Origin of the sequence: Aestuariivivens sediminicola (assembly GCF_022662015.1) — a bacterium.
GTDB classification, from domain to species: Bacteria; Bacteroidota; Bacteroidia; order Flavobacteriales; family Flavobacteriaceae; genus Aestuariivivens; species Aestuariivivens sediminicola.
In genome coordinates, this window is sequence record NZ_JAKMCM010000005.1 from 128259 (window position 1) to 145210 (window position 16952).

10 protein-coding genes are annotated in these 16952 nt (G+C 35.2%); 8 read left to right on the plus strand and 2 right to left on the minus strand.

Features of this window, described 5'->3' with window-relative positions; translation table 11 throughout:
• Positions 1-8: 8 nt before the first annotated feature.
• Positions 9-584, minus strand: a complete 576-nt coding sequence (locus MR041_RS12155) for a tyrosine-type recombinase/integrase (RefSeq protein WP_242094315.1) — start codon at positions 582-584, stop codon at positions 9-11.
• Between the two features lie 906 nt (positions 585-1490).
• Between MR041_RS12155 and MR041_RS12160 the strand changes: the two genes are divergently transcribed.
• Together MR041_RS12160 and MR041_RS12165 are read left to right on the plus strand one after the other, a co-directional pair.
• Positions 1491-2384 carry a DNA cytosine methyltransferase gene (locus MR041_RS12160; RefSeq protein WP_242094317.1) on the plus strand — a complete coding sequence of 298 codons (894 nt, stop codon included), beginning with the start codon at positions 1491-1493 and terminating at the stop codon, positions 2382-2384.
• Between the two features lie 391 nt (positions 2385-2775).
• Positions 2776-3588, plus strand: coding sequence for a helix-turn-helix domain-containing protein (locus MR041_RS12165; protein WP_242094319.1), 813 nt, complete (start codon positions 2776-2778; stop codon positions 3586-3588).
• 10 nt (positions 3589-3598) lie between these two features.
• Here MR041_RS12165 and MR041_RS12170 read toward each other — a convergent pair whose 3' ends face one another.
• The gene (locus tag MR041_RS12170; RefSeq protein ID WP_242094321.1) at positions 3599-3757 is read right to left on the minus strand and encodes a ribbon-helix-helix domain-containing protein; all 159 of its coding nucleotides are present in this window, start codon (positions 3755-3757) and stop codon (positions 3599-3601) included.
• A 390-nt stretch (positions 3758-4147) separates the two neighbouring features.
• Between MR041_RS12170 and MR041_RS12175 the strand changes: the two genes are divergently transcribed.
• The 6 genes from MR041_RS12175 to drmB all read left to right on the plus strand — a co-directional run bounded on the left by MR041_RS12175 (position 4148) and on the right by drmB (position 16875).
• Positions 4148-4405 (plus strand): hypothetical protein, encoded by a 258-nt coding sequence (locus MR041_RS12175; RefSeq protein WP_242094323.1) that lies wholly within the window; start codon positions 4148-4150, stop codon positions 4403-4405.
• 379 nt (positions 4406-4784) lie between these two features.
• Positions 4785-6353, plus strand: coding sequence for a DNA cytosine methyltransferase (locus MR041_RS12180; RefSeq protein ID WP_242094324.1), 1569 nt, complete (start codon positions 4785-4787; stop codon positions 6351-6353).
• The gene (locus tag MR041_RS12185; RefSeq protein WP_242094326.1) at positions 6343-9099 is read left to right on the plus strand and encodes a hypothetical protein; all 2757 of its coding nucleotides are present in this window, start codon (positions 6343-6345) and stop codon (positions 9097-9099) included. Before MR041_RS12180 ends, MR041_RS12185 begins: the two co-directional genes overlap by 11 nt.
• Positions 9099-10868, plus strand: a complete 1770-nt coding sequence (locus tag MR041_RS15655) for a 3'-5' exonuclease (RefSeq protein ID WP_242094328.1) — start codon at positions 9099-9101, stop codon at positions 10866-10868. The genes MR041_RS12185 and MR041_RS15655 overlap by 1 nt, the downstream gene beginning before the upstream one ends.
• A gap of 128 nt (positions 10869-10996) precedes the next feature.
• Positions 10997-14791, plus strand: coding sequence for a helicase-related protein (locus MR041_RS12195; protein WP_242094330.1), 3795 nt, complete (start codon positions 10997-10999; stop codon positions 14789-14791).
• Complete coding sequence (gene drmB / locus MR041_RS12200; protein ID WP_242094332.1) at positions 14791-16875, plus strand: DUF1998 domain-containing protein; 2085 nt, start codon at positions 14791-14793, stop codon at positions 16873-16875. The genes MR041_RS12195 and drmB overlap by 1 nt, the downstream gene beginning before the upstream one ends.
• The last annotated feature ends 77 nt before the right edge of the window (positions 16876-16952 follow it).

Sequence of the window (16952 nt, forward strand, 5' to 3'; positions counted from 1 at the left end):
AGCAGTCTCTATACGCTCAAATACAGATTGCTTATTTCCTGTTCCCTAATCCCAAGATAAATCTTGGTTGTGGTTGTAGATGTATGATTGAATAGTTGTGACAGCAGCAACAATGCCTGGTCACTGTACTCGTTCATCTCCCACACCCGTCTTCCAAGGGTCTTTCTCATAAAGTGGCTGGAATACTGGCCTCTTATTCCATATTTATCGAAAAGCTCCTTGAGCTTTGCATTGATATATTGAATGGATACTGGTTCCTTGCCGAATCGGTTGACGAACATAAATTGCTCTGGTTTTCCATCCATTTTATAAAACAGACGCTGGATTATTTCCTGTAGCTCTGGATTGATGGTGACTCTTCGCTCTTTACCTGTCTTCTTCTCGGTGATTACAAAATGCTGCTGATTCAACAATTGATACCATCTCAATTGGAGAAGGTCCGAGATTCGCAATCCTATATAGGACCCAGTTGCGATTAGCAAGGCGAACTTCAGCTCTCCATCTCGTTCCAGCTTTAGCACTAATGATTGCATTATTTCCCATTTCAGGAAATCACTTTTCGTTTTTTGACCTTTCAATGCCATATCTTTTGATTTTAAAACTTTCACTTTTATCGTCATTTTAACATAAGTGAAATCGGTTATTTTTATTGTCCCCTGAAACCCTTGCAATTGCTGGGGTTTCAGTTCAAGTTTCACTCCTTGCACAAAGTGAAACTTCAATTACAAGGATAGGAGGAAAATAGTTCCCGTGCCAGTGTTTTTCGTGCTTTTTATTCACGGAAGTCCTGTTCTTATTCGGTTTGTCAATAATATGAATTGCCCCTTTATTAAACTCAGTTAGTTGTAACTAGGCTTCCTTGAATTCCTTTGGCTCCTCTGGTTTTCTCATAATGCTAAAGTTTTAATTAATAATTCATTATTATTTTTAAATTTTTCAGACCAATCCTATACCGTATATATGCACATTATAAACAGCGAAATCACTTCCGTTAAATTATTTGTTTGTTTTCTGTTGGGATTTGATAATGCACTATTAAATGGCACATCAAACTAACATTACAAAGTTACTGAAAATTAAACACTTAGGAAAGGCTAAATGGCTGATATCGTTATTTTTACGAATAATTCAATGAATATTTTAATCTAGATAAATTAAAATTGAAAATGGTCCTGTTTTCGATTTAATCTATATAATATAAAATATAACCATTTATATATCAATTATTTATGTTTTTAATTCAAGATTATATAATCAAAAACAATTGATATAATAAAAAACATAGAGAATACCTATATTAATGATTTTTCTGAATAAAATGATATTTTAATTAAGGATTTGATATTGCCGTTTTTGGAGATTTTTAATTTATTGTAAGAATACTCTCAATTAAAATTGAATCAAAACGTCAATTTTCAATATTCTTTCTGCAAATACTGAATTAACCTGGCGTTTGCTCCTTGTCGAAACTATTTATCTGAAAAAGATAAATGGAAAAGACACAAGGAATCAATGTGCTATCACTATTTGATGGGATTAGCGTGGCACAATTAGCCTTAAATCAATTGAATATTCCCATCAATAACTATTATTCATCTGAAATAGACAAAAGAACAATCAAGGTAACACAGCACCATTTTCCCAGTACTATTCAATTGGGAGACATTCGTGAGATAGATGGTCATACCTTGCCTAATATTGATTTAATTATTGGGGGTTCGCCATGCCAGAATTTAAGCATTCTAAGGCGTGAGCGCACAGGTTTGGACTCCAAGGATTCAGGATTGCTTTACGAGGCTGTGAGGCTCTTAAATGAAGTGAAACCTCGTTTTTTCATATTTGAAAATGTTGGTAGTATGGTAAAATCGGAGAGAAAAATATTCGATGAGCTTCTCGGGGTCGATGGCATATCCATTAACTCGAATTTAGTCAGTGCACAGAACCGTCACCGTATCTACTGGACCAATATATTGGGAATAATCATTCCAAATGATAGGTCTGTTATATTGAACGACATCATTGAAGATGGTCATGTGGACCGTGACAAATCAAATTGTGTTCTGACCAAGAACCTACCCCAAACGAGATGCGGATTGAAAAGATATTTACAAAAGAGTATTGGCCAAGTCGTTTTCCGTGAAAAATCATTTGCTGAGCTTCCTAAATTGGAAAAGCTCCAACAAATTGACCAAATGACAGATATTGATGTAAAGAAACTGTTCAGGCTTATGACAGTTACCGAACTCGAAAGATTGCAGACGCTTCCAGATGGGTATGTGGATGGGATACTCAGGCCAACGGCATGCAAGCATGCCATCGGCAATGGGTTTACACTCGAATTGATAAAACACATTTTATCTCAAGTAGACTTTGGGAGGGGGTGAACGCAATTGGGGGAGGGTGAAGTTCAAGTTGAGGAGAACACTCCTTTATTGAAGATGAAAGTCACTTTATCTGGTTGAAGATAGCTACCTTTTAGATTTGACCATAGACACCTTTTAAAGTTAATTTTCTTTTAGCGATTGTAAGGTGGTGTACGTAAGTAAACACCACCTACAAGAGCGTTTATATAATACTCTTATAGTATGTACCCTAATTTTTAGGGTACTAAGTACCCAAATATTTTAGGCAATACACTCTTTCAACCGAAAAAATTAATAAAAATAGTTGGTGGTTTTCCTTTACAATCATCTCCATTTTGAGTATAATATAAGTAAGATTCGAGAATTGGTCTGCTCTCAATCTAATAACACAAGGACCCAGACATAAATTTAAATGAATTTCAATAGCAAAAAGAACAAAACTGTTATCAGAGCTGAAAAGGTTGCTGGTAAATTCACCACCATTTCGCACAGGATAATCCATGACAAGAGACTTTCAACCGAAGCCAGATTATTGCTTATTTCAATACTCTCAGATGCCGACAGTTTTGATGTAAGTAGAACAGGACTTTCTAAAAGGTTGGGGCTAACAGAGTATAAACTCGATAAAGCACTCAAGGAGTTAATAAAGTTTGGTTACATCAAAAAGACCAAAACCCATGGTCAGTATTTCCATTATACCATTTCTGAATATGGGAACCTTAATAAAGAACCTGAAAACTCTGTTGGTTTAGGTAAAACCAAAGAAGTCGGCTTCCAAGAAAAGAAAGATGGACAGATTTCAACACCCTATAAGAACACTAAGCAATATCAAAAGGATTATGAACAACTTTTAAATTTTGTAAACGCTAAGTTTGAGTACCTCAATGTCGAACTTATTGAAAAATCCCTTCCTAATATTAAAAGTAGAAATGATGTGTTTGAAATAATGAAAGTCCAAGAAAAGGAAGTTAAAAATAACAAGCTCAGATACTATAATAAGTTAGAGGATTTTGTCAATAGCGGGTATGCTTCCAAAGAATTAAAGGCTAAGATTCTAAAAGAGGTTAGACGATTGATTATGGATGAGCACAAAAAACCTACAACTGAAGAGGTTAACAAAATCCGAGTTAAGTTAAGTCGTGACAAATACAAAAACAAGATTAAGAAGTATGGCTACGATTTCGAAACTCAGGATGTGGATAACTATGAAAATCCTTTGGATTAATTTTCATCCGTTAACGTCTGTAGTGGTGTTCGATAAGGTATCGTACAACTTCAGAGGCATTGGTCCCGTAACGTTTCTTCTTGGCAAGTTCATTGAGCTTTTCCTTCAACTTGGGGGAGATTCTTATGTTCAGGATTTCGGTGTTCTCGGTTTTTGGTAATCTGGACATGATAGTTGTTTTAATATAAATAGTCACCAACTGTAAAAAAAGAAAATATAATTGAAAACGTTCCTATATATGGTAATAACGGTACCGTTCTGTCATGTCTATCTCAAGTATTTCGTAGTGTGGACGGTGGTATAAGTGTCGTTTTTGGTGTCAAATGGAACCATGGGGTCGAATATGAGGATGAGGTGTTCCTCGTATCCTTTCTTACATTATGGATTTTAATGCTTGTGTATATACAGGTCGGACATGAAAAAAAAATTTCGACCAATTTTAAGAATTTATTTTGGGTCCTGTATATACAATAGTGCATTATAACGGGTATTCCTTATTATTCTTGTATGTGAACCGTTTTCCTCATATCCTTGTAAATAACCTTTAAAGCTCAATAATATGCCAACTCAAGGAGAAAGACAGGATTTTTTATGGAGACCGAATGATAATTCAAGTACAACAAGATTACGCTATGACCTTGAGGCGGAGCATTGGTATAGGTCATTCAAGAGTGCTGAAATGAAACACCAATCCGTTTCCTTTAATCAAAGCATTTCTGTTATTACGTTGTTAATGAATCTTGTCCTATCATTTATGATACTGATTGTGCTGTTATTGATAGATGTGTTTAAATGGGTAAGGTCATGGAATAAATGATTAAATCTTTTTTCATTTAAATTAAACTGAGATTTTCATAAGATTTTAGAGCTACTCAAAGCAAGATTCTAGTCTAATGCAATTCCGTTTGAATTTCATTAATCAAACCATTCACTGATTATGGAAATCCGTAATATTTCTTCCTGAATTTCTGTTATTTTTAATATCGTTGTAATCCTAACATTTATCATTAATTAAATGATATTTTTTACATTCATTGTAACGATTTTAAAATTTAGGACTTATATTTATGAATGAAAATTCTTTCTTTATTTTAAACTAAATTAACGGACAATTTTATAAAAGTATAGGGAATTGGAATTGCTTTCAATGATTGGTTTTTGTAATTAAAAGGGCGAATCATTTAAACAACTATTAATTGAGCAACAAGAAAAAAGAATACAAAGTAATTGATTTGTTTGCTGGACCTGGAGGATTGGCTGAGGGTTTTTCTTCGGTGTTGCTGAATGGAAACAGAAGATTTTCAATAGAACTGTCTATAGAGAAGGATGATTCCGCTCACAAAACACTTTTACTAAGAAGCTTTTGTCGACAATTTAAAAAAGGAGAACTTCCACCAGAATATTATCAGGCAATTTGTTTAAATGATATAAATGAAAGAGAAAGACGAATTGAAGCCTTGTTTGGTTTATTTCCACAACAGGCTCAAAGTGCGAAATCAGAGGCTTTGAAATTTGAACTTGGTAAGGATTCAAATGATTTTTTAGACAATAAAATTGAGGGTATAGTTGAAGGTAGTAAGGACTGGGTATTAATAGGAGGGCCTCCATGTCAGGCATATTCTATGGCTGGAAGGGCGAGAGTAGGTGGTATTTCAAGTGAGGACCATAGGGTTTACCTATATAAGGAATATTTGAGGGTTATTGCTAAACATTCTCCAGCCGTTTTTGTTATGGAAAATGTAAAGGGTCTTCTTTCCGCCAAGGTGGAGGGGAAAAGTGTCTTTCAGATGATGTTGGACGACCTGTCAGCTCCTTATGCCGTTACAGGTGATTCAAGAAGGACGAAATATAAAATTTATTCTCTGGTCAAGGAAAAAATAGATTCCCCAAGGGATTTTGTTATCAATTCTGAAGATTTTGGAATTCCACAAAAAAGGCATAGAGTAATTTTAATTGGTGTCAGAGAGGGTATTCACAGAACACCAAAAAAACTGAAAAAATTCCCTCGCAGTGTGAATATCGATGACGTAATAAATGATTTACCGCCAATTAGGAGCGGATTGAATAGATGTTTTGATAAGTATGTTGTATCCAAGAAAAATAAAAGAATCAGAAAGTACAGGAAGGTCATAGACACTGATTCAGAATGGTGTACAATTATGAATTCCTGTATCTCAGATTTGATAAGACTGAACGGATTCTCACCAGATGACCTATATCGATTGGAATCCCCGATTAATGGTACTGGAGGAGAATTTATTGAAATTAACAATGACCCTTCTTCTCTATCTATTCATGACAGCTGGTATGTTGACAAAAATCTAAAGGGTGTATTGAACCACCAATCCAGAAGTCATCTCACCCAGGATTTGAAAAGGTATCTCTTCTCAACAATCTATACAGAAAAGCATCAGAAGTTTCCCAGAATGACTGACTTTAAAGAACATAGCTCTGAATTATTGCCAGACCATTTCAGTGCTGATTCGGGTAACTTCACAGATAGGTTCAGGGTTCAACAGAGGGGATTGCCCGCTACAACAATCACTAGCCATATCTCAAAGGATGGTCATTACTTTATTCATTATGATAAAACTCAGGTAAGGAGTCTCACAGTTAGGGAGGCAGCAAGAATTCAGACATTCCCAGACAATTACTTGTTCAGAGGCAGTCGCACAATGCAGTATCATCAGGTCGGTAATGCAGTACCGCCATATTTGGCATATCAGATAGCGGAAATTGTTTTAGGAATATTAGATGTTCAATAAGGAATTAATAACACATATCAGAAACAGCTATACCGAGCTCAACAGTTTAGAAATTTCTATCGATAGAAGAGTTGTTGATGGTACTTTATATAATTTGTTGACACCTTTTTTGGCGTTTACAAATACTCTGGACAAATACAATAGACCAATTGTGTATTATACAAGAGAAGGCAGTAAGCAACAAAAGCTCCTACCATTCTATATCGGTATTTCCAATTACTTCAAAGCCTATAAAGAGATTGAAAATTCACCCTCTGATGTCGAATTTGATGTTTCGCAATTAAAAAGGAATCTATTGGCAGTTCAAGACATGTTCCCAAAAACTTTTCCATACATTGGTAAAACATGGAAAGTCAGAGAACTCAAGGTTCGGACCTCAAGAAACAACAAGATATATTTTGAGATAGAATCAATAGAAAGAAACCCTTTGATTCGTGCACCTCGTTTACAGGACCTGTTGCATAATTTCAGACGAATTAAGGGGTTGGACATCATGGAAATATCCCAATCTGTGAAAAAACTGCAAGGATATTTAGATAGCTTTATTAGAAGAAATAAGATTCATCTGCTGTTTGATGAGATAAATAGCACAGATAATCAGGATGTAAGTTTAAATGACATTATTAAACTTGGGACAAGAATGAATTTAAAGCCCTCATCTGCGGTCCTTTTGTTCACGAATAAAACCAAGTATAAGCAATTGATTAAGGATGTTCGATTCAACGGACAGAGCATTTCCTCCCTTTTCCCAATAGCCGAAATTAAAGTTTCTCGGAACAATGAGTTCTCGATGCATGCTGAGGGTGTAACTGATTCGAATCCTATTATATACTATTGCTCTTCGGATTATTATATGGGCTGGGAGGAGATAATCTCTGAGCTGAACTTAAATCATGTGAATACAATTGTATTGGATGATTTTGATATTCAATTGAAAAAGGAGTCCAGAAGTGAATATTATTTTTTCAAAAATTTTGCAAACGACATAATTAGGGCCCAGAGAGAGAATGAAATTAAGGATGTTTATTTTCTATTAAAGGATTATTCATTTGATTTAAGTAATGTTTTCACCTACTATGGATTGGATATTTATCCATGGTTGGTGAATCACAAGGAAAGAATTAGTCTCAATGACAATAATACCAGTATGGAGAGTAATTTTAAAGTCATACCTGTGTGCGATATATTCTGTTATGATTATTGGAGAAATTTCAGGCTGATAGCAAGACAGTTGACGGAGGAAATTATTGAATCAAGGAATATATCTTTAAAATCCAATTATTTAAGTGTCATTAGACTTGGTTACTCGATATTGGACAGACTTAACAGTTTTTATCGTGTTGATGATATTTCCAATGATTATCAGAGATTGATGAATGAATTGAAAATTTGCAGTGAATATCTGAACTCCATTTCATTCAACAATAAAATTAATGAATTGGATTGCGATTTGGAAAATGAAATAATTCAACAAAATAAACTACAAACTATTTGTGAAATTATTCTAGATAAATCCATTTCTGAAAATGTCATAATTGTCAGCAGGAATAAGAATGACTTGGACAAAATTTCTACCTATCAGTATATATATGATAAAACTGAAGTTAAATGTAGTTTCCTTTATGTGGATGATTTAGATTTCTCAAGAACGAGGGATTGCAATCATATATTTTTCCTTACATATACTGGAAATTTGCGAAAGTCATTGTTTTTGAATAACTACTGTAGGAATCAATATGTTATTCTGAACTCCAGAATGGAGTACGGCTATTTTTGCCATTGTTTCAAACAGTTCACTCCCATTATTGCAAATCTGTCAAATTTTGACAATAAACTATTGCTACTGAATTTAGAGAGTCAGGAGTATTTAATTGATGATGCCAGCTTGGAATTCAAAATTGAAGATTATGTCGACAAAGAATACCTTAGGGAGGAAACTTTATCCGAGACCAATTCAGTTAACAATGGAATGGATGAGGAATACCAAGAGGATGATATTCTCGACAAAATGGGTAATAGTGAGCTTGATTTTTCGTTCATAATGAATAAATTGATTCAATCCCAACCTAGAATTAATAGGGGCAACAACAGGAATGAAAATAGCAATACATATAATTTAATATATTTTGAGGATGGATTCATTAGAGTTCCAAGCTCTAAATATTTCCATTTGTTAATAGATGATTCAGAAAACAGCACTTCGGAAATAAAAAAGCAGGTAAGGGATTTGAACGTTGGTGACCGAATATTTTTGATGAGTGGTTTTAATGATGATTTTAATGAGTTGCTGGAATATCTGAAAACCAAATACAATATGCTTAACAGATATTTTGACATCGCAAACTCATGGAGAAAGGATTTATTGAACAAACATAAAGAATTGGGAGGCTATGTTGCTGCCCTAAGAAGGTTTTTAAACGCCAATGGAATAACCGTCACCTCACCAACGGTGGACAGGTGGCTGACAGGTCTTACCATAAACCCTGAATCGATTAATGAGATAATTTCATTGTTCATAAATCAAGATGGTTCAGAATCCAGTAGATTCAGTAAGGAAGAGATACTTATTGCAACTGGATGGCTGGCAAAATTCAGAACTAAGCTGCATAAACAGATATACCTTTATCATATTTATAAGACTTATGGGATGACGCATCAAATCAAAGAGCTTGAATTAAAAAATATTATAGAGAGTTTAAATGAGGTTGTTGAAGTAAAGGAGATATTAATGATTAACAAGGAATAGTGCCAATTTTACCTAAATACAGAACTGAATTCACCAATAATGCCGAGAGGGATATTTTTACTCATGCTGTGAATTCAGGTTATTTTGAAAATAACCTCAAAAGATATTTTATTCATTCCCTGAGGAATCAGAGTGCCAAGAGAAAAGTGGTTGGTGAGGTTGATTTTGTTTATCTGGACGAACATTTCATTTTTTTTCTTGAATCAAAAGGAGGAGCCGTTAAATACGATAGTGTATCGGATACCTGGTGGGTTCTGGGAGGGACAAAAAAGGGGGACCCATTTAAACAGGTAACGGATTATTTATTTCATTTCAGAGATAATCTGTTGAATGAGTTCCTCCCCGATAAGAACTATCGTTCCAGATTAATTTTCGGATATGGTGTAATGTTTCCCGATGTTGAAAAAAAATTGACGTTCACCAAGAATTCAAAAAAATCTCAAACTTTCAAATACGAGACGATTGAGTATGACCCTGAGATTGTCTATTCTGCTGTTGACCATGCGACTCCCATGTCTTTTCTCAATTATTTGGAACGACTTAAAGTTTACTGGAAGAATCATGACAAGTATGTAAATCGAGAGTTCTATGGTATTGGATTGAAAGGGGTTGATGACATCAGAAAAGTCTTCAGAAAAGATTTGATTTTTGAAATTCCTTTAAAAAAAGTGTCAATTGACGAGAACAGAAAAATAGACCAATATACAGAAGAACAGTATCATGTTCTTGATTCAATGAGTTTCCTGACCAATAGAGGCTTTATTGTTTCGGGAGGACCTGGAACGGGTAAAACATTAATAGCCAAGGAATTGGCTGTTAGAAAAAATCTAGAAGGAAGTACTGTGGCCTATTTCTGCTTTAATAAAAACCTTTCAGCCGAGGTTTATCGATACTTCAGAAACACCGAAGGAATATCTGTCAATGTTTTTTATGTACATGGTTTTATTTATGAACATCTTTCGAAGGCATCCCTCATACCAAACGGAGATAGACAATCTGATGAATATTGGAGGGAGCAATTACCAGCACAGTTCAAAATGTGGCATAACAGTTTAAATATTTCTCAATATGATTATTTAATAATAGATGAGGGCCAGGATATTTTTACGGAAAACATCATTGATGCGATTTTTTGTAGTTTGAAGGGGGGTATCGAATCGGGGAACTGGTCTATTTTTATAGATTATAAATACCAAGGGTTTTATGAAGGATTCGATGAGGATTATTTTAAGCTATTTGTAGGCACATATCCATGTTCTATGTCAAATTTACCTTTAAATTGTAGAAATCATGATGATATAGTGAAAGTGGCGAGCAGACATAGTGGATTTGAAATGATGCCATGTAGGCGAACCAATATTCCTTTTAAAACCAAAACGAGTTTTTACTCCAGTTTGAATAATCTGTACAAGGAAATTGAACGAATTTGTGGAGAGTGGATTAAGGATGAAATTGATTGCAGTGATATTACCATTTTAACAACAGAAAATGAATTGATTTCAAAGATTATGCAAAATGTTGGATTTGGATTTCACAGAGTGGATGAAGTATCCCATAAAGTGAAGGGAAAAGTTACTATCTCTACTATTCACGGCTATAAAGGATTGGAAAATGACTTTATCATTGTGGCTGGTATTGAGAATTATTTCCCTGATGAAAAAGAAAATATGTCCTTGCTATATGTTGGTTACACCAGGGCAAGGCTTGGACTGGCAATCTGTTTTTCAGAAGACAATAAAATAAAACTGGCTATCAAAGCAATGGATTAGATATGAGCAAATCGAATTTAGAGGTAAGAAACGAAATAGCACAATGGATAAATCGAACCTACAAGGGGCCATTTCAATTAAATGAGCAAGGAGAACCCGATTTAAAGGAAAATATATCGTTCTACCCCATGGACTTTTATACAACTGGAATATTATATCCACAATCAACTTCAGAAAGCTCTTTTTTTGATGATGACCAGCCTAATAATGATGATAAATATAATGACGTTGAAATCAATGGTGAAACAGGAACGGGAAACCCTTCAAATAAAAATACATACAATAAGAAGGTAATAGAGGATGACACTGAAGAGGATTTGAGACTTACTACTGAATTTTATCCTTCATCAATAGCCATTTCTTCAATTGTTGATGAATCGGACAACCTTGAAGTTTCTATTAATTGCGGGAAGTACTACCCAAGCAGCAATCAAATCAAGGAAGAACTTGGGGCCAAATTTTCAAGACTTAACATTGACTGTATCTTTAATTATAATGTTGCTTCAGGTAATTTGAACGGTGAAATACAATCAGAGCATATTTGGGAAACTAATGGTCAAGGAAATATAATTTCATTGACCAATACAGATTTGTCTGTTCAGATAAAAATAATAAAGAGAAAACAGTATGGCCTGTCAGGTAATCATTCTATAATAACAGTTTCTCTCATAAATTGCAATACAAAGAAAGGAGGTTCCAGAAAGTCCTTAGAAGGATGTCTGTTCCAACCAAGGATATCACTGTACTCAGATAACAGTTTTTTACCCTTCCCTGACAACACGAAACTACAGTTCTTGAATGAGGAGGAGATTGAACTTAAGTTTCTTTATCGTCATTATAAGAGCTATGGACTGGGTCATGGATGTGCATGTGATTGGAATAATGAAGACCAATTGGTTAAATCTGTCCATTCTGCCATTATACCCACTGAGAAAATCAATGGAGTGAATTTCAGTCCTACTGAATTGGAAGGTGTTGATGACATTCTATTTATGAAGAGATTGACAGATTTGAGAATCGATTTTGATAGAGAAAAATTAAAGAGGGAGTTGTCAAATTTCGTTTCTGTCTATTCAGATTGGATAGGGGGCCAAGAGGAAAAATTGAAAAGAGAAAAAATGGTCCCTGAATTTGAAAAGGCGTCTTATTCTATAATTTCAAAATGCAAGAAACTTTTGGAAAGAATGGATAAGGGTATTTCATTATTGGATGACAATAAAGTTCTGAGGGCCTTTTTGGACGCAAATAGGGCAATGTTCATGCAAAGGGTTATGGGAGATTTCTCCAAACACAGACAACAGGAAAACAGGAATATTCCTGATGCTGGCAACTCTGAGAACGATGATGGAATTCCACATTTTTCAAAAATACCCTATGATTCGATTTCGGGTTCGCTATGGAAGGACGGAAAATTGAATATCCCATCTGAGCCAGTCAAGGGCAATAGATATCTTGCTAAATGGAGACCATTTCAATTGGCTTTCCTTTTGTCACAGATTGAGGGAATCGTTGACCCCAATTCTGAGGACAGAAGCACGGTTGATTTACTATGGTTTCCCACTGGGGGTGGCAAGACGGAAGCTTACCTTGGATTAATAGCGTTCACAGTCTTTTACAGAAGAATGACTACTGAGTTCGATAGTCAGGGTGTGTCCGTAATGATGAGGTATACTCTCAGGATGCTGAACAAGCAGCAATTTGACAGGGCAAACATTCTTATCTGTTCATGTGAGATAATTCGAAGTGAAAATGTTGAGTTATATGGTCAAACGAGGATATCCAACGGGCTTTGGGTTGGAGGCTCCTATTTTCCTAATAAACACAAGGGATATAGAGAATATAAGGGCAATAATGAGTTGCTGCTGGATTATATTGCCGATATTGAAAAGAAGAATAGCAGTAATACAAGATACAGCCCTCCTGTATTCAATTGCCCCTGCTGTGGGAACAAATTGGTCAAAGAAGTTCATCTTGACACTAACAAGAAACCAATAGTAATCGGAGAATGGGGGTACAGTCAGAAAATAAACAAGTTCAGGGGTAAACCATTTAATCACGATAAATCCAATTACAATCCATATTATTTGCACTGTACAAATTCAAAGTGTCATTTTTATCTGTCAAAGGATGACTTCCGATTGACTAAAAACGAGTCTGAAATTATATCGCAGAGATGTCTTCCTATCTACTATGTGGATGAGGATATATATCTACACAGACCAACATTGCTGTTTTCAACGATAGACAAGTATGCGCAGTTGGCATGGAGAAATGAAGCGTTCAGATTATTCAATTATGACAGTGATTTTAATCTGATTTGTTCGCCTCCATCTCTAATCGTTCAGGATGAGTTACATCTCATCAGTTCTTCTCTGGGCACTATTTACAGTTTGTTTGAATTTGCTGTTGATGAGCTGTCTGATAACAATGGAGTGAAACCAAAAATAATTGGGGCAACAGCAACTGTAAGAAACGCTGAACAGCAATGTATTAAAATCTATAATCGTGAAAGATACACTCAATTTCCCCCTGTCGGAATAGATATTGATGATTCATTTTATTCAAGGAAGAAGGAAAAAGACCCAGATGGCAGATTATATGTTGGAATTATGCCCAGCGGGAATACCTCTACAACAGCAAAACTACGTTTGGATAGTTTACTATATGAAGGAATCAATTGTATTTCTGGAGTTGAGAATAAGGTATTGGACAATTATTATACATTATTGGCCTATTTTAACACGGTCAAGGAATTGGGAAAATATCGTACCCTCCTTGAAGATGACATGGTGGCGTATAGAAAATTCCTAACAAATCATTTGCACAATATTTATATAGGGTATAATCCAGATAGAATTGCAGAACTTTCCAGTCAAATGACAGCGGACCAAATCAACACCACTTTGGATGATTTGGAGAATGTAAGGTTGCATAAGACAAACATTCATTCTAACTGCGTTAAATTTCTAAGTGAGATTGGGATTAATTCCATAAAGGATTTAGAGCAATCGAAATACAATAAATGGAGATGGATACCAATAATGGTTAATAGATGGGGAACAATGAAGGAATTATGCGGTTTGGATGAAGGGTTGAGAATTGACGGCTATCCTTTGGATGATGATAAGAAACAGAAATTCCAAGAGGCTTTTGATATTTTCTTTCATATTTTCAAAGGCGCATTGAAGGAGAGCATTGATGGTGACGTAAAGGACCCAATAAAGGTGGCGATGTCAACAAATATGATTTCAGTTGGAGTGGATATTCCACGACTGAATGTCATGTCAATTTCGGGGCAACCTAAAACAACAGCAGAATACATTCAGGCAAGTTCAAGGGTTGGAAGAGAAGTTCCAGGAATAGTATTTACACTTTATAATCAGGCTAAGAATAGAGACAGGTCTCATTATGAGAATTTTAAAGATTATCATCAGGCATATTACAAATATGTCGAATCAACAAGTGTCACACCATTTTCGCTGCCAGCTTTGGAAAAAACCTTAGATTCTGTAGTTATAGCCTTGATGAAGGCTTTTCACTATAAGGGCGAATCGAATGCTTTTTTGGATTCTGAGGCAAAAGTACAGTTGGATACGATAAGGAGTAAAATGCTGAAAAGGTATACTGGAATAAATTCAGCCCTTTCGAATTCGAATTTTGAAGTTATTGAAAGAAAGAAACATGAAATAAATTTGTTGTTTGATGACATTATTGATAGATGGGAAAAACTAGGTGGTGTTGATTTCACTGAATTCAGAGATATAATGAAGTATCCCTTAAGTGAAGAGAATCTTAACTCAAAATTATTCATGGATGCAAAATTCAGGGACCATCAAATGACCAAGGGAATGTTGTTTGCCATGACATCATTGAGAGATGTCGATACATCTTCAATTATGAAAATTAAAAGTTATATAGACTGATGGAACAAGAAATAAGGTCTTCACAGACTATTCACACCTATGGCCCAGGGGCAATTGCAGATTTCCCAGAATTATCTGTGCTAATATTATCCCATGACATTCCACAGGACTACAGATTCGAAAATGCAGAATTTTGGGGTGAAGATGCAGAATCCCCAGACAATAAAATAATTGACGACAGATTGGCCAGTGCCTTTAATGTTGATTGTTTTGTTTCGGCACCTACGAGTGAATCGGTCACGGGAGCTAAAATTCAAACTGTCAGGTTTCCTTCAATTGCTCAATGTCCAATAACAGGTGAACTATTCGATATTCGTGAAATGGAAATGGACAATGAAAATGAATATTACATTGACCGTACCAGTCGTTCATCCAAAACTGTGGACGAAACTTTCAGTGGATATGATTCTCCAAATAATAAATATAGAAAGTTGATTCCTGTTAGATGGGTTATAGCAACAGAAGATGGGTATCTGGATGATTTTCCGTTTGACTGGTATGTTCATGTCAAATTGGGGCTACTGGATGAAATAGGTAAAGGCAATAGACTTTATTTAAAAAGCAGTGGTAATTCAGCATCATTAAAAAATATAAAGCTGGAAAGTAGGCACAGGAATACAGGGAGTTTATTGGGATTTGTGTCCTTGGCAGGAATATTTGACCAGGAAGACACATTTGTAGATTTGGAGGACCCCCGCAGAGATTACATGCAATATGTAAAAAACAGACTTCCTAAACCGTGGTATGGAAGGTTGTCTGTTAAATCTAACAGAGGGATTAAAGAATTTAAAACCTATGTTGTGGATGATTTACCTTATCCACCATATAATACAGATGCGACTGAGGAAGAGAAGAGAAGACAATTGTCAAAATACCCAAGAACATTACTGCGTGGAGCTGGAAATTTATATTTTCCTATTGTATACAAAGGAATTAGTTTACCAAAAAATGGTTACAATGTTAGTATCCCAGAGGATTTTGTAATGAGATTTCAGAATGCCATTAAAAGTTGGGAGGATATTATTCAGGACACTGGAGACATTGAAGAATATATTGAGCTTTTACGAAAAGTCCACTCGAAAAAATTCAGCGACTTGCCTTACTCATTGGACCAATGTGTAAAGTTGGCAAAAAAGTATTTTGAAAGTTTTGAATCTCAAAAACCACAATATACGGTTGAACAGCTCCGTGAACAAGAATTCAATTGTTTCTTGAATGAAAATGTACATTCCAAAAAGAGTGAATGGTATAGCTCTAGAATTTTGGATGGGAAGCAATATAGGTTAGCTGTTGAGAATTTGATTGATAAGGTTGTTCTTTTGGATAAATTGAAAGAATTAAAAATTTTCAGGGGATTTACCAGAATTAAACCCTTAATGTTCGATGACCTCATCTTTGACAATCCTGAAAAAATCACTGGTCGTAGAAAAAGGGAATTTGCCAGAATTCAGGACCCGAGAAGTGAAAAAGGAACCAATACATTACCGTGTTCAGAAGTTAAAGGGGAGGGGATTTTCATCAAATTCAATAATGAAGTTCTGAGAGATTGGGAGGCTAGAAGTAGCGTCAAATCACGATTTCAGATAATTCAAAATAACAATAATCATTATAGACGTACTTTTGGGTTGGAAGAGGATGAAATGATAAGTCCAAGGTATGTATTATTACACACATTGAGTCATATTCTAATAAATGAGTTGGCCATAGAATGCGGATACGGAAGCTCATCTTTATCTGAAATAATTTATACGGGCAACAATTCAGATTCAAAAATGAATGGAATATTGATTTATACAAGTACTTCGGATTCAGAGGGAACTTTGGGTGGTCTGGTAGAAAAAGGTGAGCCGACCTTTTTATGTAATGTGATTGAAAAAGCAATTGGCAAGGCCTCATGGTGTAGTTCTGACCCTTTGTGTCTTGAAACCAAAAGTGGTAAAGGGTTTATGGCTGTGAATTTGGGGGCGTGTCATTCATGTTGTTTACTTCCAGAGACAAGCTGTTGCAATATGAACAAGTTTTTGGACAGAGCCCTGCTCATAGGGTCTTTGACAGACCCAGAAATAGGTTTGTTCAGCTCTTAAAGGTTTTGTGATTGGAACATATTATAAAAAGCTTGAATATCACTTATTTTGATTGGACTGTCCGTATTCTGAACCAC

Excerpts from the sequence above, each read along its gene's own strand:
- MR041_RS12155 (WP_242094315.1), bottom strand. The coding sequence starts at position 584 with ATGGCATTGAAAGGTCAAAAAACGAAAAGTGATTTCCTGAAATGGGAA.
- MR041_RS12195 (WP_242094330.1), top strand. The coding sequence starts at position 10,997 with ATGGACTTTTATACAACTGGAATATTATATCCACAATCAACTTCAGAA.
- drmB (WP_242094332.1), top strand. The coding sequence starts at position 14,791 with ATGGAACAAGAAATAAGGTCTTCACAGACTATTCACACCTATGGCCCA.
- MR041_RS12170 (WP_242094321.1), bottom strand. The coding sequence starts at position 3,757 with ATGTCCAGATTACCAAAAACCGAGAACACCGAAATCCTGAACATAAGA.
- MR041_RS12175 (WP_242094323.1), top strand. The coding sequence starts at position 4,148 with ATGCCAACTCAAGGAGAAAGACAGGATTTTTTATGGAGACCGAATGAT.
- MR041_RS12165 (WP_242094319.1), top strand. The coding sequence starts at position 2,776 with ATGAATTTCAATAGCAAAAAGAACAAAACTGTTATCAGAGCTGAAAAG.
- MR041_RS12185 (WP_242094326.1), top strand. The coding sequence starts at position 6,343 with ATGTTCAATAAGGAATTAATAACACATATCAGAAACAGCTATACCGAG.
- MR041_RS12160 (WP_242094317.1), top strand. The coding sequence starts at position 1,491 with ATGGAAAAGACACAAGGAATCAATGTGCTATCACTATTTGATGGGATT.